The sequence below is a fragment of the Simiduia sp. genome (genome assembly GCF_058345725.1).
The window spans coordinates 1-16,929 of the sequence record NZ_JBTUOC010000075.1 but is presented as its reverse complement, the minus strand read 5'-3'; the positions used below and the strand labels follow the sequence as shown (position 1 = coordinate 16,929).

17 protein-coding genes are annotated in these 16,929 nt (G+C 52.3%); 3 read left to right on the top strand and 14 right to left on the bottom strand.

The features are described 5' to 3' along the window. From ACW8F6_RS15755 to ACW8F6_RS15720, 8 genes are all read right to left on the bottom strand, one after another. Positions 1-765, bottom strand: a 765-nt coding sequence (locus ACW8F6_RS15755) for a YcjX family protein (RefSeq protein WP_491576835.1), incomplete at its 3' end; no start/stop codon positions are given. A gap of 205 nt (positions 766-970) precedes the next feature. After that, positions 971-3,010 carry a putative bifunctional diguanylate cyclase/phosphodiesterase gene (locus ACW8F6_RS15750; RefSeq protein WP_491576834.1) on the bottom strand — a complete coding sequence of 680 codons (2,040 nt, stop codon included), beginning with the start codon at positions 3,008-3,010 and terminating at the stop codon, positions 971-973. 41 nt (positions 3,011-3,051) lie between these two features. Next, positions 3,052-3,525 carry a YfiR family protein gene (locus tag ACW8F6_RS15745; RefSeq protein ID WP_491576837.1) on the bottom strand — a complete coding sequence of 158 codons (474 nt, stop codon included), beginning with the start codon at positions 3,523-3,525 and terminating at the stop codon, positions 3,052-3,054. Positions 3,526-3,596: 71 nt separating this feature from the next. Then, entirely contained in the window at positions 3,597-5,636 is a 2,040-nt protein-coding gene (locus tag ACW8F6_RS15740) for a TonB-dependent receptor plug domain-containing protein (protein ID WP_491576833.1), read from the bottom strand. Between the two features lie 102 nt (positions 5,637-5,738). Beyond that, positions 5,739-6,401 carry an SCO family protein gene (locus tag ACW8F6_RS15735; protein ID WP_491576832.1) on the bottom strand — a complete coding sequence of 221 codons (663 nt, stop codon included), beginning with the start codon at positions 6,399-6,401 and terminating at the stop codon, positions 5,739-5,741. Positions 6,402-6,406: 5 nt separating this feature from the next. Next, entirely contained in the window at positions 6,407-7,312 is a 906-nt protein-coding gene (cyoE, locus tag ACW8F6_RS15730) for a heme o synthase (protein ID WP_491576831.1), read from the bottom strand. Positions 7,313-7,383: 71 nt separating this feature from the next. Continuing rightward, a complete protein-coding gene (locus ACW8F6_RS15725; protein ID WP_491576830.1) occupies positions 7,384-8,013 on the bottom strand; it encodes a redox-active disulfide-containing membrane protein in 630 nt (209 codons plus the stop codon). 4 nt (positions 8,014-8,017) lie between these two features. Next, a complete protein-coding gene (locus tag ACW8F6_RS15720; protein ID WP_491576829.1) occupies positions 8,018-8,806 on the bottom strand; it encodes an SURF1 family protein in 789 nt (262 codons plus the stop codon). Between the two features lie 74 nt (positions 8,807-8,880). On the opposite strand from ACW8F6_RS15720, the gene ACW8F6_RS15715 reads away from it, so the two are divergent. After that, a complete protein-coding gene (locus ACW8F6_RS15715; RefSeq protein ID WP_491576836.1) occupies positions 8,881-9,108 on the top strand; it encodes a twin transmembrane helix small protein in 228 nt (75 codons plus the stop codon). Between the two features lie 7 nt (positions 9,109-9,115). On the opposite strand, the gene ACW8F6_RS15710 is transcribed toward ACW8F6_RS15715, so the two are convergent. Genes ACW8F6_RS15710 through coxB form a run of 4 tightly spaced genes read right to left on the bottom strand, consistent with a single transcriptional unit; the run spans position 9,116 to position 13,342 of the window. Continuing rightward, positions 9,116-10,036 (bottom strand): cytochrome c oxidase subunit 3, encoded by a 921-nt coding sequence (locus ACW8F6_RS15710; protein ID WP_491576828.1) that lies wholly within the window; start codon positions 10,034-10,036, stop codon positions 9,116-9,118. Between the two features lie 28 nt (positions 10,037-10,064). Then, entirely contained in the window at positions 10,065-10,640 is a 576-nt protein-coding gene (locus tag ACW8F6_RS15705; RefSeq protein ID WP_491576827.1) for a cytochrome c oxidase assembly protein, read from the bottom strand. Between the two features lie 4 nt (positions 10,641-10,644). Further along, positions 10,645-12,195, bottom strand: coding sequence for a cytochrome c oxidase subunit I (ctaD, locus tag ACW8F6_RS15700; protein ID WP_491576826.1), 1,551 nt, complete (start codon positions 12,193-12,195; stop codon positions 10,645-10,647). A 13-nt stretch (positions 12,196-12,208) separates the two neighbouring features. After that, the gene (coxB, locus tag ACW8F6_RS15695) at positions 12,209-13,342 is read right to left on the bottom strand and encodes a cytochrome c oxidase subunit II (protein WP_491576825.1); all 1,134 of its coding nucleotides are present in this window, start codon (positions 13,340-13,342) and stop codon (positions 12,209-12,211) included. A gap of 399 nt (positions 13,343-13,741) precedes the next feature. Here coxB and ACW8F6_RS15690 point away from each other — a divergent pair, with 399 nt between their 5' ends. Continuing rightward, positions 13,742-15,058: an MATE family efflux transporter gene (locus ACW8F6_RS15690; RefSeq protein WP_491576824.1), complete on the top strand. Its 1,317-nt coding sequence runs from the start codon at positions 13,742-13,744 to the stop codon at positions 15,056-15,058. A gap of 225 nt (positions 15,059-15,283) precedes the next feature. Then, complete coding sequence (locus ACW8F6_RS15685) at positions 15,284-16,039, top strand: hypothetical protein (RefSeq protein ID WP_491576823.1); 756 nt, start codon at positions 15,284-15,286, stop codon at positions 16,037-16,039. 110 nt (positions 16,040-16,149) lie between these two features. Here ACW8F6_RS15685 and ACW8F6_RS15680 read toward each other — a convergent pair whose 3' ends face one another. Beyond that, entirely contained in the window at positions 16,150-16,395 is a 246-nt protein-coding gene (locus ACW8F6_RS15680; RefSeq protein ID WP_491576822.1) for a YheV family putative zinc ribbon protein, read from the bottom strand. Between the two features lie 2 nt (positions 16,396-16,397). After that, a partial coding sequence (locus ACW8F6_RS15675) for a M3 family metallopeptidase (protein WP_491576821.1) occupies positions 16,398-16,929 on the bottom strand: 532 nt, incomplete at its 5' end.

Here is a 16,929-nt window from a genome sequence, read left to right as displayed (position 1 = left end):
ACCATAGCCGCCCAAGAGCGGCAAAAACGCCGGTATAGACGCGGTATCGGCGTCATTCAAGACAAAGCGACCGGGATTGACGATGTGTAAGCCGCCCGCTTTACAGGCCTGCAAATAGGTACGGTATTCTGCAAACAGAGTATGGAACAAGGACGGATCGAAGGGCGCGCGCGGATCTAAGTCCAACAGTGCGCGGTACAATGCCGGCGCCATACCGTTGCGTGGTTCGTTGTTAAAGTTGACATAGCTATCGACCACCCACTGGCCATAGCGCATATTGGCCAAGGGCAAATCCATTAACCACTCGCCAGGGTAATCCCAGATTTCAATTTCGTGCGTAATATAGCCCCTGCCCCGAACATCTTGCAGCCGATTGCGAGGCGCTAATCGCACCTCGAGTAAGCAGCGCGACAAGCCCTCTGTGGACTGCGGCCAACAACCTGCCTGCAAGCGCGCCACTTGTTCATCAAATGGATATCCGCTGAGCCCTTTGCCGCCAGGCGCCAAGCGCGCCGACAACCAGCGCCGTTCCCAAGTGGGCCACAATCCCTGCGACTGTTGCACCTCTAAGTGCAACAACTGGTTGATTAACGATGTCAGGAGCGTTGATTTACCTGCTCCGCTGAACCCCGTTAACGCAATGCAACTGCGCTGCCCCAGTACCCGCCTGACACCGCGATCTGTGCGCTCGGCCAGTTGCCGCGCTGTTTGGCGCGAGCGCCGCGCGCCGCTGCGCAATTTTTGTTTCCAGGTCTCTAACCCCATAACGACTCTCAGTTGCCTGAATCAAGCCCGCGCACCGATTACTGCGCAAAGCCAAACAGTGCCCAGCCTAGCGCAGTAATCGGTGCACACCAATACAATGCGATCAATGCAATGGCGCCTGCGTTAAGTGAAGCACTGAGTATTTGTGGCGGGAACCAAGCACTGGGTCAGTGCCCAACAGGCGCTAGCGCGCTTGGAATTTACATTATTTGCCGCGGCCGTAGGGAAATACCGCCGGTTTTTTAGATTGTCCCAACGGCTGCCAACTTGCGCGCCAGAGTTCGAATTCATCGGTGGGTCTAGGCGGCAGAAAATAGTAGCCCTGCATTAACCGGCATTGAATGCCATTGAGATAATCGACCTGTTCTTTGCTCTCAACGCCCTCTGCCACTACATCCAGATTTAAGCTGGCAGCCAGATTCATGATGCCCTCTGTCAGCCGCTGGTCCTGCGGGTTTGTTAGTATGCCGTTGATAAAGGATTTATCCAGTTTTACAACATCAAAAGGCAGCGTACGCAAGTAATTCAGCGAGGAATAGCCCACGCCAAAATCATCCAACGATATTTTAAGCCCCAACTCTTTGATTTCACCCACCACTTGCATTGCCACTTCAGAGTCGGAAATCAAAACCGCTTCAGTCAGTTCCACGCCTAAATAAGTGGGCGGCAAGTCATGTTTTTCCAGTGCTTGACGCAGCACTTCAACCACCTTGTGGTCTCGAAAATGCAGGCCCGATAGGTTGATTGAAACCACCAGAGGCTGGCCCACATCCAACCAGTGCTTGGCCTGTTTACAAGCGCACTCGATCACGTGGTAGTCAATGAGCGGGATTAATCCAGATTCTTCAGCATGGGGAATAAACAGATCCGGTGCCAATAAGCCGTGCTTTGGATGGCGCCATCGCACTAACACTTCGCAACCATAGACCTGGTGATTGCGCGAATCTATTTGAGGCTGATAGTAAAGTACGATTTCTCCTTGCTTAATGGCGGTTCGCAAATCATTTTGTACCATCAAGCGGTGTTTCGCCGTTTGCTCCATGTCTGTATGGAATATTTTGTACTGATTTTTCCCCGCCTCTTTTGCTGCGTACATTGCAATGTCTGCAGCCCGCTTTAACCCCGTCAGTGTTTCGCCGTGCATGGGAAAGATAGCGCAGCCAATGCTCATTTTAACGTCTAACCGCTTGCCATTTACGATCATGGGCTCACTGAGTGCCGCTAATAGTTTTTCGCTTACCAGCTCCGCAGAATGATGATCTTTAAATCCCTCCGCTAGAATCAGAAATTCATCGCCCCCCAGACGGCACACCAAATCCTCTTCGCGCAAGCTGCCCAACAGGCGATTGGCGGTGGATTTTAGCAACTCATCGCCCAGCTCGTGACCCAGCGTATCGTTGATATTTTTGAAGTTATCCAGGTCGATCAAAAACAAACCGAAAGGCTCGGTAGAACGCTTAGAATGCGCCACCACACTCACGAATCGCTCGGCGAGTAGCGCTCTATTGGGCAAGCCTGTTAAGGCATCGTGAAAGGCGCGATGGCGAAACTCATCGGCTAGCTTTTCAAGCTCGGCTGTGCGTTGCTGTACCGTTTTTTCCAGCATGAGGTCGCGTTGCTCAATTTGTTCGAGCATTCGATTGAAATCTTCGGCCAGTAAACCCAGCTCATCTTCGCCCAGGGCCGGGGCACGCACTGAATAGTCGCCTTCAGCGGTAACTTTCTTTGAGAGCTTGTTCAGGCTTTGAATAGGTCGAGTAATTGCCGCCTGCAAACGAAAACTAAGAATATAGATAAGAAATGTAACCAGTAAAAAAATAAATACCGATGAATAAATAGTAAGCGTCACCTGTCGTTCCAGTGCGCTATCATCGGCGTAGGCTTTTAACAAGCCAAGCTGTTCACCATCCACTACAATCGGATAGACAAACACCTGAAGATAATGTGTCAAATCGTCGTTACTATGCGGCGTTTCTTGCAGCACTTCACGCAAATCAAAATGGGTTCCAGGTTTATCGATCTCCACAACAAATATGTCATCGTCGACGGCTAATCCGCGCAGAAGTTCTCTGGCAGATATTTCGTCTTCAAACATTACGCTAGCGGCAATATTGGTGGATAGAATGCCAAGTTCTGTACTGATCTGATGACTGCGTTTTCGCTCCAGCAAATTAATTGTGTGAATTACGAATACTACGGTTAGCGCGATCATCCCTAGCATTGCGCCACCCATGATCATCGCCATGAGCTTGGACTTTATTTTTTTAAACGCATAGAGGTGCATCGCTAATCGGTTACCTCGCGCGCAAGACCAAGCAGTTTTGCACTTACCTCAAGATTGCGCTTCTTGGCATTGGTACGATTAATATCGAAGGCTAGCTTATTGTTATTGAGTAGTAGCTGCACAACCGCATCGGGGTGACTGATGTTTTCATCCACTACCAGCAGCGTGCCGGCGCCAAACTCTTCCGCCTGCCATTGACCATCCAACAAAAACGCCAGATCGCAACGTGTATCGCCCACCAACGCGTCTTTGTTTTCTACAAACACTAATTGGATGTTACCCTCGGACTTAAGCGCGACCTTGTTGAGTTCTTGCTGTATGTCACTGCCCTGACCGAGCACGCAAATTTTTCGGCTGCTCGAAGGCTCCGGCCAATACACAAATTTGGTAAAGTAATAAAGGTATGCAGCCTTCAACGAGGCAGTACGACTTTGCGCTGCCGCACAAGCCGATGACAATAGCAGTGCTAAGGCCACCGTGCAGACAATGTGTTGTCCGACACATGTTCCGCGCAACCGGCCAAACACTTGGGTAAATCTAAACAATATCAATGCGATTGCCACTCGATTTTCAGTATCACCGATCGGGGCACCGCATAGCTGCCTACGCTAAAAATTTCTCGGTCGAACTCCACAGTGTGATCGGCAAAAAGATTGCGGGCCCCTAGGGAAACTTGCAACTGCTGGCTATAACGGTAGTTCACTCGAACATCCAAAGCGGTATAGGTTTCGGACTCAGAGCCCGCTACGCCAGGCACGTATCGCAGCCAGGTATCTATCTCCCATTTTGCACCGGCGTTCCAGAGGGAGCGCAACGAGTGTTGATGTTCGGGCACCGCGATCACATCTTCCAGTAGCGAGCCTACCGCTGAGCCCGATTCCTGCACGGTGACATCGATGTATGCGCCACTGTACTGCAGGTACCAGGCATCGGTGGGCTGATAGCGCACCGACAGTTCTAACCCTTGGCTGTGCTGACGCGCGTCGGTATTCAGGCCCAAGGGTAAAGCCAGGTAGGGCAAACCATCCTGGAACCGCAACTCCGGTGTGAAGGTGGTATCGGCCGACATGATATTGCGATAGTCGTGCCGAAATAGCGCCGCATCAACGGCCAATTCTTGGCTCGGTGAATAGCGGTAGCCCGCCTCGTAGGCCGTTAATTCCACGTCATCTATGCCTTCTCCATCGGACGCCAGTATTACCATGCTTGGCAGGGGGGTCTGGGCATTGGGAGGCAGTGCCTGGATAGCCAGTTCACTTTTGCTGTTAAGGAAGCGACTTGGGGTGCTGTTTGCTCGGCTGGCGGCGAGCCACAGCGTGTGGTGCTGACGCAGCGACCATAAACTGCGCAAGCTCGGCTGAAACGCGCTCTTAGTGAAAGAGTTGTCGTCGTAGCGCACGCCGGCATTTAGTTGCCAGGCCGGTGTTATCTGCCAGGTATCCTGCAGATAAGCGCTGAGCACGGTGCTGTCTTGGTTGGTGGGCATTAGCCAAGCATCGAGGCCAGTGGGGGGCACCTTGAATTGGCTTTCACCCTGGCGCGCAGCTATGCCCAGCGTAGTGCTGTGGCCCGTCACCCACTCGCCGGCCCACTGCAGCTCGGCGTCCCAGTTGACATTGTTCCAGTCAAAGGCCGCAGAATCCCTGTAAGTCGCGTCGTAGCTCACGCGACCTGTCCACATACCCCCCGCGTGTCGCTGTTGCCATTGTAAGGTCCCGTAGTAACCTTGCTTTTGCTCGTCGCCATAGATCACTGCCTCGCCCGGCAGAAACAGCTGCTGTTTAGCCCAGGGCACATCCGATTGGATAGTGAGATAGCCCAATTTTGCGCTTAATTGATGGGCGCCGCGCTCTGTTTCGAGTGCTACATCGAATCGACCATTGCGCCAGCCGTTATCTTCAAAGGGGCTACCTTCAGCTTCCAAGGCGCTGAATTGTTCGACGTGGCCCGACACCGCCAAAGCGGTTTGCAGGCCCAGTTTTCGGTTGGCGGAAATGTAGAGAGAGCCTTCGGACTCGCCCTGCCCGCCGCTAACGCGCAGCCTGGTGGTGTCGGTATCGCCCGGCTTGCGGGTGATGATGTTAACCATGCCGTTGACGGCATTGGCGCCCCAGATAGTGCCACCCGGGCCGCGCACCACTTCAATACGCTCGATATTTTCCAAGCTCAGATTAATTTCATCCCAGTTAACACCGCTAAACAACGAGGTGTAGATGGAACGACCATCCACGAGTACCAAGAGGTAACGCGAGAAACGGCCACCCAGCCCCCGCGCAGAAACCGCCCATTCAGACGCGGAAATTTTAGCCACCTGGACACCGGGAACCATGCGAAGTGCATCGGGTACGCTGGTCACAGCCGAGCGGCGAATGTCTTCGCGGGTCACCACAAAGATGGCGGCGGGAATGTCTTTCAGGGATTCATCGCGCTTGGAGACACTGGAGACGGTTGCCTCCATTTGCATCAGCTCTTCGAGGGGGAAATCGATCAGCGCGTCGGCGCCCATCTCCGCATCTGGCACGGCAGCAGCAAAGCTGGCGTAACAGCAGGCGATTACCACCCCCGACTTGTAGGTAAAACGGACCATGTCTTTCTCCCAGAGCATCACCTTTAGTTATAGCTGCTCTACGGAGATTTGGCCTGACAACTGGCGGTTTTAATTGCTAAAACCGCTAAAAAGCACCGTTACTTACAATGGAAAGCTATTGCGTATCGACGTGTAGGTCAGGGTGAGTTTTTGCGACTCCAACGGCGGTTTGAAGAACGCATGATAATCGCCCTTGGGATTCACAAGTGCCACGATGGCGCTGTGATCCATGGTGTAATCATCGCCCTGCACCACCTTGGTAAACGCCACATTGAGTTGATTGGCAAAGCGTTTAATCGCCAGAAATTCGCCGGTAACTCCCACAAAATCCTGGTGAAAATAGGGCACGTATTGGGCCAGGGTGGCCACGTCGTCGCGCGCCGGGTCGACCGTCACCAACACCACCTGGGTATCTGCCTGCATTTTTTCTGGCAGCTGCGCGTACCACTGTGACAAGCTAGCCAGAGTGGTCGGGCAGACGTCGGGGCAATGGGTAAAACCAAAGAAGATCAGCGACCACTTGCCCTCTAGGCGCGATCGATCGAAGGCCTGGCCGCGGTGGTCCACCAAGTTAAAGTCTTTGAAGCGCCGTGGTTGCTCAAATTGAATGGCCCCGTTGACTTGCAATTCTATAGGGCTCAGGTGCCGGGGCGTCAGTATTTTGTTCAAAAACAACGCCATCACCACCAGGATAAAGACCACAATGGCGATAATTGTGAAGCGAATACCGCGTTGCTGTTGCGATTGGGTGTCGTCTGTTGTCATGGTAATTAAACTGCCAATGCCGGGGTAACCAGATAATGATCCAGCAACATAATGATAAACAGCGCCATGAGATACACGATGGAATACTTAAAAGTATCCATACCGGCCGAGGCCCTGTCTGTGTATAACATCACCAGCGCCCAGTAGATAAACCCAGCGCCCAAAACTACCGCGCCCAACAGATACAACCAACCCATCATGCCGGTAAGGTAAGGCAGCACCGTCACCAAACACAAAATGATGGTGTACAGCAGGATGTGTACCTTGGTGTAGTGTTCACCGTGGGTCACGGGCAGCATCGGAATTTCTGCATTGGCGTATTCATCTTTTCGGTGTACCGCCAGCGCCCAGAAATGCGGTGGCGTCCAGGCAAATATGATCAACACCAGCAGCAGGCCATGGCCATCCACAGCACCGGTAACGGCCGTCCAGCCCAAAAGCGGTGGCGCCGCGCCCGCCAGGCCGCCAATCACAATGTTTTGCGGCGTTGCGCGCTTTAGAAACAAGGTGTACACCACGGCATAACCCAGCAGAGACGCCAGGGTTAGCCAGGCGGTAAGCGCGTTGATAAATACCAGCAAGATGGCCATTCCCAAGCCGCCAGTGACACAGGCAAACAGCAGCGCGCGAGTGGGCTCCACGCGGCCGCGGGCCACGGGCCGATTAAACGTGCGCGCCATTTTTTGATCGATGTGGCGATCCACCAGGTGATTGACGGTTGCCGCCGACCCGGCGCACAGGGCGATACCCAAATTTCCAAGAAACAGTACGTCCCAAGGCACCATACCCGGTACAGCCAAAAGCATGCCGATCACTGAGGTCAGAATCATAAGCATGACCACGCGCGGCTTGCACAGCTCGTAATAATCGCGCCAGCTCATTGCAGCTGTACTGTCCAGTGTTGATTGCATCGCGTGTACCTCGTTTTTTATAGTGTTTTTACAGGCGGGCTTGGCGCCGGCCCGGTCGGGCTGCTTTCGCGTTAGTGTTCGCGGGTAAACTTTAACATGCGCTTTAAATCTGCTAATAAATCGTTACCCGTGTGTTGGCTCTGCTGATAACCCATCATTAAAAATCCATTTTGATCCATCATCAGGTAGTCCGCTTCGGCCCCTGTGCTTTGCGACATGAGCGTTAGCCATTGGTTGGCTGCCACCTCGACAATATTGATTCGGGGGTAATCCTGGGCGAGTAGCTCACGAAATGTTGGATCGCTGATATCGGTCAATAGCCAACGCTCTACGCGGGGGTACTTTTCATTGAGACGAGTATGAACCTGGCGAGTAACGTAGAGCGACTCCCGACAATCCTGGTCGCAATGGCCAAAGGCAGGCACCACCAGTCGCCACTTCTTATCCTCTGCCGAAAAATCCACCGGCTGCCCCGAAACAGATTGCAAGTTCAACGCACTGATATTCACAGGCGGCTGCAAGAGGTCCCCTTTGTTAATGGTACCCGTGGGCATGCCAATGCCAGTTTGGTAGATCACGTATGCCGCCACCATAGGAGTGAGCAAGGTCGCAATCACTAGCACTTTGGACCAACGGCCCTTGGGCTTTTCATCTAAAACCTGCGTTTCGGGCCCGAGATTTGAATCTATTTTAGCGTCCATCTTGTTACATCTTGTGTTGATTATTATTCGCGCGTGCTTTTAACACTGCGGCCAAATTAGAATTGGCAAAAATTAACAATACCAATAGCGCAAGGCCCATGCAAAACCATTGCACAGCGTAACCGAAATGCTTTGCGGGAGAGACATTTACCTTCGGCCAATTAACGGTTAACGCACCGTAAGATTCCGGTGCCAGCTCAATGAGCTGGCTGACAGTTGCACCCAAATGCTCACCCGCCACCTTCAGCGATAACTGATTGAACCGCTTGGGAAAGTCCTCGTCCAGAGCAATATTGTTTAACATTGGGTGGTCGGAAACTGCTGCAACACGACCACTAAACACTTGGTCGGGTGCCAGGGCTTCGACCACTGGGCGTTCGCTGCGTGTGTGTGAACCCGCCACCCAACCCCGATTAATTAGCAAATTGGCGGAGGGCGTTTGCAACAGCTGTAGCACTTGGTAGCCAAATCGTCCGTTGTGGGTTTTGTTGTCCAATAATAGAACACGGTGATTATCGGCAGTGCCGCGCGCTGAAACCTGACTGTAAGGCGGCAATTGGAGTAGCGACTCTGCCGACATATGGGAAATGTCTACCGGCGTGCGTTCAAGGCGCGTCTCCAGCTGTGTAAGTAACAGCTGCTTGTGGCCGGCCCTTTCTAACTGCCAGAAACCCAGTGCAATAAGCAGCGCCAAAACAATACAACCTAGTACCAATAGCGGTACATTTACCTGCCAGGTAAATGGCGGTATTGGCACCGTGGAACTTATTTCAGCGGTGTGCTTGGTTGGCATTGCTACCTCGTTTGCCAGCGTCAGCGCAAGGGCGTAAGGTGACACCCTATTCAATGAATAACAGAGTATCAACTATGTGGTTAAAGGCATTGATCGTAGTGCTGTTTTTGGCCGTTGTCGCCAGCCTCAGCAGTGCACTGGTATTTTTACTCAAAGATATGGGGGCAACCGACACCAAGCGTACTTTGTATGCTCTGGGTATTCGTATTACCTTGGCCGCATTGTTACTTATTTGTATTGTCTACGGTTTTTATAGCGGTGCCCTTTCGAGCACCGCTCCCTGGGAAATGCGAGGGCGCTAGCGCTCACTTATCCAAAGACGTAGACAAATATAAACAGGCCTACCCAAACTACATCCACGAAGTGCCAATACCAGCTGGCTGCCTCAAATCCAAATTGATCATCAGATTTGAAGTGACCTTTCAGTACCGAGCGCAACCACATGACCAACAGCATAAAGGTGCCCAAGGTTACGTGTGCACCGTGAAAGCCGGTTAACATGAAGAAGGTGGTGCCGTAGGCGCCAGATTCCAGTGTTAAGCCAAGCTCCTGATAGGCGTGAATATATTCTTCCACCTGTAAAAACAAGAAGATAATGCCGAGAGCTACCGTTATTCCCAACCACCAATTAAAAGCCTTGCGGCTGTCCTTTTTAATAGCGCTGTGGGCAAAGTGTACGGTTACGGAAGAAGTGAGCAGTACGATGGTGTTCCACAGAGGCAGCCAGGTCCAAACATTTTCAACGGTGCTCCCGCTCATGTTTTGCGCTGGGCCCAACACTTTTGCAGCATCGCCGTTGGTGGCCATATCCGGTGTAGTCATTAGCGGCCAGTGATTTTCAAAACCAGGCCACAACACTTCGTTGGTCATGGAGCCGTGGTCGCCTTCGCCACCTAGCCAGGGAAGCGCAAAGCTACGCATATAAAACAGTGCACCAAAAAATGCAGCAAAAAACATGACTTCGCTAAAAATGAACCAGCCCATGCCCCAAACGTAGGAGCGCTTAAGCTGCGCGGAGTTCATGCCGTTCATATTTTCGTCTATCACGGCACCAAACCAGTTCCACAGCACAACGGCCATGAGCAGGCCACCCGCCATGAAAAGCATAGGGCCGTTATCGTTTCCGTTAATCCAATTTGCTGCACCAAAAACCGTTAAAAACAAACCCAGACTTGCATAAATCGGTAGTTTGCTTTGTTCGGGAACGTAGTAAGTTCCTTCTGTTGCCATGTTGCTACCCCGCATTGTTATGGAGTTGTTAGGGTGTTTGCGCCCCGGAATTGCTTGCTACCTTCGCCTCGAGAGCGTTAGTAATATCAAACAAGGTATAAGACAAGGTGATGGTGTTCACCTGCTTGGGCACATCCAAATCTACAATGAACTGCAATCCCAGTTCCGCGCTCTCACCCGCCTTCAGCGGTTGATTGTTAAAACAAAAGCATTCCGTTTTGTGAAAATACTGTGCGGCTTTAAAGGGCACCAGGCTAGGTACAGCCTGCGCGACCATATCTTTCGACGTGGGATTGACGGCCCGATAAATTACATCCACCGCTTGCCCCGGGTGTACCTTGATACTTTTCACGCCGGGCTCAAAAATCCAAGGCATGGCTTCATTATTGGTGGCCACAAATTGGACGGTGATTTCCCGACTGGTATCAATGGCGATTTCACGGGCTTGATATTGTGTACCGGTCTTGCCATTGAGGCCCGTAATTTCACAAAACACATCGTAAAGCGGTGGCATAACAAAGATGGCAAAAGCAAACATGGCCACACCCAGCGCCACTAACTTGGCACTGAGTCTGGCGTTTGCTTTAGCAACATCTTCGGTCATGGGTTTATTTCACTTCCGGTGGTGTACTAAAGGTGTGGTAGGGCGCTGGCGAAGGCACTGTCCACTCTAGACCGTGTGAACCTTCCCAAACACGATCGGTTGCTTTCTTACCTGCCACGATGGTGTGAATGACGTTGTACAAAAACATTATTTGCGCGGCGCCAAACAAGAATGCACCAACAGAAGAAATCATATTCCAATCCGCAAACATCATATTGTAGTCCGGAATACGGCGAGGCATCCCCGCTAATCCCGCAAAGTGCATCGGGAAGAAGGTGAGATTCAAACCAATAAATGCCATCCAGAAATGCGTTTTCCCCATCACCTCGTTATACATATTGCCGCACCACTTAGGCAGCCAATAGTAAACCGCCGCGGTGATCGAGAAGATGGCGCCCGGCACTAACACATAGTGAAAGTGAGCCACCACAAAGTAGGTGTCATGGTACTGAAAATCCGCCGGTGCAATGGCCAGCATCAAGCCGGAGAAACCACCAATGGTAAACAGAATAACAAAGGCCACGCTGAATAACATGGGCGTTTCAAAAGTCATGGAACCTTTGAACATCGTGGTCACCCAGTTAAACACTTTCACACCGGTAGGCACCGCAATTAGCATGGTGGCGTACATAAAGAACAGCTCACCGGCAATGGGCATACCCACGGTAAACATGTGGTGCGCCCACACAATAAAGCTTAAGAAAGCGATCGATGCCGTGGCGTAAACCATTGATGCATAGCCAAACAACGGCTTGCGCGCAAAGGTGGGAATAATGGCACTGACCACACCGAAGGCGGGCAGAATCATGATGTACACCTCGGGGTGACCGAAGAACCAGAATACGTGCTGGAACAATACCGGATCGCCGCCACCGGCAGCCGAGAAGAAGCTTGTGCCAAAGTGAATATCCATCAACATCATGGTAACCACACCCGCCAAGACGGGCATAACCGCAATGAGCAAATAGGCGGTAATTAGCCAAGTCCACACGAACAATGGCATTTTCATCAACGTCATCCCCGGCGCCCGCATGTTCAAAATGGTAGCGATGATGTTGATCGCCCCCATTATGGAACTGGCACCCATGATGTGCACCGCGAAAATAAAGAAGGTCACTGAGGGTGGTGCGTAGGTTGTCGACAAAGGCGCGTAGAACGTCCAGCCAAAGTTGGGAGCACCGCCTTCCATGAACAAGGTAGAGGCCAGCATGGTAAACGCGAAGGGTAGAATCCAGAACGACCAGTTATTCATGCGCGGCAATGCCATATCCGGCGCACCAATCATCATGGGAACCATCCAGTTCGCCAAGCCCACAAATGCCGGCATAACGGCACCGAACACCATCACTAAACCGTGCATGGTGGTCATTTGGTTAAAAAATTCGGGCTCAACTATTTGCAAACCCGGTTCAAACAATTCAGCGCGAATGACAAGTGCAAAAACGCCGCCCATTAGAAACATTAAAAAACTGAACCACAAATACATACTGCCAATGTCTTTGTGGTTGGTGGTATAGAGCCACCGGGTAATTCCTTTAGCAGGACCGTGTGCCATCTTGTAGCTCCCCCTATAGACCTTGCTTGAAGTTCACGATATCGATTGGCTGCACCTCAGAACCGGTGTTATTGCCAAACGCATTCCGTTGAAAGGTGATAACTGCCGCGGCTTCCACCGGGGTTAACTGCTCACCAAAGGGAGGCATACCTTTTCCACCGTTAATCACGCGATCAATGTGCGCAGTGACATCGCCGTTAGCAAGTGGGCTGCCGGCAATGGCGGGAAAGGTGGGTGGTAACCCTTTACCGTCTGGCTGATGACAGGCGACGCAGTGTTTCTGGTAGGCCGCTTCACCTTGTGCGTAGAGCTCGTCGAAGGTCAGTGTTTGCTTAGCCGCTTCGGCAATGGCTGCCGCAGCTTCCCGCTTTTTATCCATCCAGGCATTAAACTCTTCCTGCTCAACCGCGCGCACCACGATGGGCATAAATCCGTGGTCTTTGCCGCAGAGCTCCGCACATTGACCCCGATACAAGCCAGGCTCTTCAATGTAGGTCCAGGATTCGTTGATAAAACCGGGAATGGCGTCTTTCTTAACGGCTAGATCCGGTACCCACCAGGCGTGAATCACATCGTTGGCGGTAATCAAAAAGCGCACTTTTTGCTTAATGGGAATCACCAGCTCGTGATCCACCTCCAGCAGGTAGTTGGGCCCTTTGGGCGCCAAGTTGCGAATTTGATCTTGCGGCGTTGCCAGTGACGAGAAAAAGCTGACATCCTGATTGAGGTACTCGTATTTCCACTTCCACTGATAACCCGTTACCACCACGTCCAAATCTGGCTCGCCGGTGTCATACACTTTGATCAGGGTTTTTGTGGCCGGGATTACCATGATTACCAAAATGATAATAGGTACGACCGTCCAAAGGATTTCGAGTGCGGTACTTTCGTGGAAGTTGGACGCTTTCGCGCCGTTGGCTTTGCGGTGCGCGATCATGGTGTAAATCATCACACCAAATACCACTACACCGATGGCCACACACCACCAGAAGATATCCATATGCAAACCGTAGATCTCACGGCTTACATCGGTAACCCCCTGGGTCATGTTGACCCCCCAACGCTCGACTTCGTCTGCCAGTGCAAATTGACTGATAAACGATAAGCCAAGCAACCAAGCAAAACTGCTTTTTGCTTGTTTCAGCATGCCCATTGTCTCCGTGTAGCTAGTTATGCTTTTTATGACTACTTCAACGGATGAACCCGGCGGAAAGCGCATTGCCTTCCATTGCCCCGGCCGGGTGGTAAACTCTGAAACTTTCCCCAGCTTTCACTGAGTTCCTGCGTATCTTTTTCCGGGCCACCCAAGGGGCGCGCGGAGTTACAGCAAAGCCGTCACACTGATACCAGCTAGTGCGATCTGCGCTCTAAAGTTAGCGGATACCAGGTGATTATTTCGTCAACCGAGGGGTACATCCAACAAACTGCGGCAAATCGTCGCATTTATAGCGCCTGTAAGAAGGCCATAAGCTGGCAAAAAAATCAACAAATTTATTATGTTACGGTAATTTTTTAATCCAACTCCAGCTATCGGGAAACCCCTGTATTGAACCCTGAAGACCGGCATTTAAGCCAACGTTTATGGGCCCTGGCGTGGCCACTGATCCTCACCAATATCACACAACCTTTGCTGGGGCTGATCGATACCGCGCTGCTTGGGCACCTGCCCGATCAAACGTACATAGGTGCCAGCGCGCTGGGCGCCAGTTTGCTGGCACTCTTATTTTGGGGGTTCGGGTTTTTGCGTATGGGCACCACTGGGTTCGTAGCCCGAGCCCACGGACAAGGGGATTCGGCCAGGGGTGTGCACATTTCCTTGCAGCACGGCGCTCTGGCCAGCGTGCTCGCGCTGCTGGTCATCGCCGCCGGCCCCGGACTACTGCCTTGGGCACTGAACTGGTTAGGTGCCAGTGATTCGGTCACACAATTGGCGCACAGCTACACCCAAATCCGACTCTTCGCCGCCCCCGCTACATTGATAACCTATGTGTTGCTGGGATGGTTTATCGCTATGCAACGCATGCGCGCGCCACTGTACATTATGCTCGCAACCCAGCTAACGAATATCCTGTTGGATCTGGTGTTTATAGTTGGGCTGGATTGGCGCAGCGACGGTGCAGCCTGGGCCAGTTTAGCGGCGGAATACGTGGGCTTGCTGACTGCTTTGTCGCTCTTTTACGCCCATCCTGCCGTGCGCGGCAAGCTCCGCTTTAAGGGGCTGCACATTGGCTGGCGGGGTCTGTTACTCGCCAATCAACACCTCATGCTTCGCACCTGGGCACTGCTCGGCGTGTTGCTGTTTTTCACCAGCCAAGGCGCGCAATTGGGTGATCAGGTGTTAGCGGCCAACGCAATTTTATTGCAACTAGTGCACCTGGCTTCCTATTGCCTGGACGGCTTGGCGCACGCCACCGAAAGCTTGATCGGCAGCGCCGCCGGCGCACAACAGGGCGCTAAACAACGCAGACTGTTGCAGTTGGCGCTGGGCTGGTGCACCGGTGTGGCCGCATGTTTAGCGCTCTTGTTTTGGGCGGGAGAGTGGCCCTTTATTCAACTCATGAGCGATCTCCCGGCGGTCATTCTGACCGCACACACCTACTATTTTTGGGCAGTTTGGCTGCCACTTATCTCCGTAGGCGCCTATGTTCTGGATGGCTATTGCATTGGCAGCGGCCAGACGCGCGCTATGCGCGATACGCTAATCGGTTCGGCTGTCTTTATTTTTTTCCCCTGCTGGTGGCTAACCCAAAGCCTCGGTAATCATGGCCTATGGCTTGCCTTTCTGGCTTTTAATGCCAGCCGCGGCCTGAGCCTGGGGGCTTGGCTTTGGTGCGCAGGCATGAAGATACAAAAAGTTAGATGATCTTGTTCTTACTCGTAGATTGCGCTCTGCTATGGTTGTTCAGGTGTGTAATTCGGCTTTTTGAGAAGCTGCGCACGGCGAAAATCAGCCAAACACTGCCCAAACTGGGAAATTGTGGCTAGTATTTCAAAGTTTGGGTACGTACGACCCAAGCCGGTGCCAGGCTAAGCTCCCTGCGCGGGAGAGAACAAATGGTTTATTGTGAGTACTGGGTAAGGGGTTAGGGTGTTATTTCAACGATTCAATACTAAAAGCGACCAGCAGTTTGACTTGGCGCCCACTGCCGACGAATTGCGCAGCATTCGCTTAGCCATTCGCGAGGCCATCGATCAAGAGCATCATACCGGCCTGTTTCTCAAAGTGTTGCGCAAGAACTTTACTAAATTGCACAGCGCCATCGCTCTGGTGGGCACCGATGGTCAACCCAATGCTACGCCAGATACGCTCCTGACCTTTGTAATTTCCTATATCCGGCACGTGCCCGATTTTATTGAGGCGGTCAATAAGATTGGCGAGCTTCACAATATTCAAGCGGTAACCACGCCCTTCCTGCGTATTATCGGGGACTTTTTCTTGAGCCCGCCTGAATTGGTAGAGGGCCACACTGGCCTGGATGCGCTCTTGGATGAAGCCTATTTAGCACACCGCATTATCGAAGAAGTGAACGATCATATCATTGCGCGCTTTGGCATTCCGCTGGCTCCCATGGATATGACATCAGCCAACTTGGTGGTACACAGTTTAATTGGCGAGCCCTTTGCCAATGACCTGGATCACGCTGTGCAATATTCCGTAGAAATGTTGATGATGCGCGGTTCCAATCTGGACCAGTATTTGGTGTCTGACGCTTTTCAACGCTATGTGGGTAACCACCAGCGCAAGGGGTGGACAGAAGAGCTCACCCAATATCCTTGCCTAGCTTGCGATTTGAGTGTTGAACTGCGCTTTGACCAAGCGCGCACGAGCAAAAGTCTACACTAGCCAAACTGTTCCAATGGCGCCGACGGCGCGCCTATCGCCCGCCCGCCACTGTGGAACTGGTCGTTATTGTCTACAGCACCATTCAACCTGCTAATACCGCACAACTATCGCTAGTCGTCACTGTCTAGGGGCGGAAATTGCAGCACCTGCGTGTCCGATACCTTGAGTGCCTCCGGTTGATTCACCCGAGTGCCCAACTCGCGTAGCTGGGGCTTAAATCGCATTTCGTCTTTAAACCCACAGGCCACACACTCGCGATAATCCACATCGTCTATGCGGTACATCACAATGCGATCCATAGCACTGCAACTCGGGCATACCGCACCGGCAATGAATCGTTTTTTTGTCGTCGTCATAACTACCCCCTGATACCACTGTGGCGCAGCAGTGGCTCCACGGATGGCGCCCGCCCGCGAAAGGCCGTAAACAGCGCTAAGGCATCGCGCGAGCCGCCAGCGGTTAACACAGTATCCAAAAAATCTTTGCCTGTTTGCGCGTTAAAGATGCCCTCTTCCTCGAACCGAGAAAATGCATCGGCAGATAGAACTTCAGCCCACTTATAGCTGTAGTAGCCCGCCGCGTAGCCTCCGGCGAATATATGGCTAAAACTGTTTTGAAAGCGGTTAAACGAAGGCACCGGCACCACCGACACGCGTTTGCGTACGCTGTCCAAACAGGCCTGCACATCCTCGGCCTTGTCTATGTCCGTGCGCAGGTGTAACTCAAAGTCAAACAGCGCAAACTCCAGCTGACGGACCATAAACATGCCCGTTTGGAAATGGCGTGCGGCCAACATGCGATCGAGCAGCTCGGTGGGCAATGGCTCGCCGGTTTGATAATGACCGGAAATTAACGGGATAACCTCGGCTTCCCAACACCAATTCTCAAGA

Coding starts and splice junctions, on each gene's coding strand:
- ACW8F6_RS15725 (WP_491576830.1), bottom strand. CDS start 8,013: ATGGACGCTAAAATAGATTCAAATCTCGGGCCCGAAACGCAGGTTTTA.
- ACW8F6_RS15680 (WP_491576822.1), bottom strand. CDS start 16,395: ATGACGACGACAAAAAAACGATTCATTGCCGGTGCGGTATGCCCGAGT.
- ACW8F6_RS15735 (WP_491576832.1), bottom strand. CDS start 6,401: ATGACAACAGACGACACCCAATCGCAACAGCAACGCGGTATTCGCTTC.
- ACW8F6_RS15710 (WP_491576828.1), bottom strand. CDS start 10,036: ATGGCAACAGAAGGAACTTACTACGTTCCCGAACAAAGCAAACTACCG.
- cyoE (WP_491576831.1), bottom strand. CDS start 7,312: ATGCAATCAACACTGGACAGTACAGCTGCAATGAGCTGGCGCGATTAT.
- ACW8F6_RS15720 (WP_491576829.1), bottom strand. CDS start 8,806: ATGCCAACCAAGCACACCGCTGAAATAAGTTCCACGGTGCCAATACCG.
- ctaD (WP_491576826.1), bottom strand. CDS start 12,195: ATGGCACACGGTCCTGCTAAAGGAATTACCCGGTGGCTCTATACCACC.
- ACW8F6_RS15740 (WP_491576833.1), bottom strand. CDS start 5,636: ATGGTCCGTTTTACCTACAAGTCGGGGGTGGTAATCGCCTGCTGTTAC.
- coxB (WP_491576825.1), bottom strand. CDS start 13,342: ATGCTGAAACAAGCAAAAAGCAGTTTTGCTTGGTTGCTTGGCTTATCG.
- ACW8F6_RS15715 (WP_491576836.1), top strand. CDS start 8,881: ATGTGGTTAAAGGCATTGATCGTAGTGCTGTTTTTGGCCGTTGTCGCC.
- ACW8F6_RS15705 (WP_491576827.1), bottom strand. CDS start 10,640: ATGACCGAAGATGTTGCTAAAGCAAACGCCAGACTCAGTGCCAAGTTA.
- ACW8F6_RS15750 (WP_491576834.1), bottom strand. CDS start 3,010: ATGGCGATGATCATGGGTGGCGCAATGCTAGGGATGATCGCGCTAACC.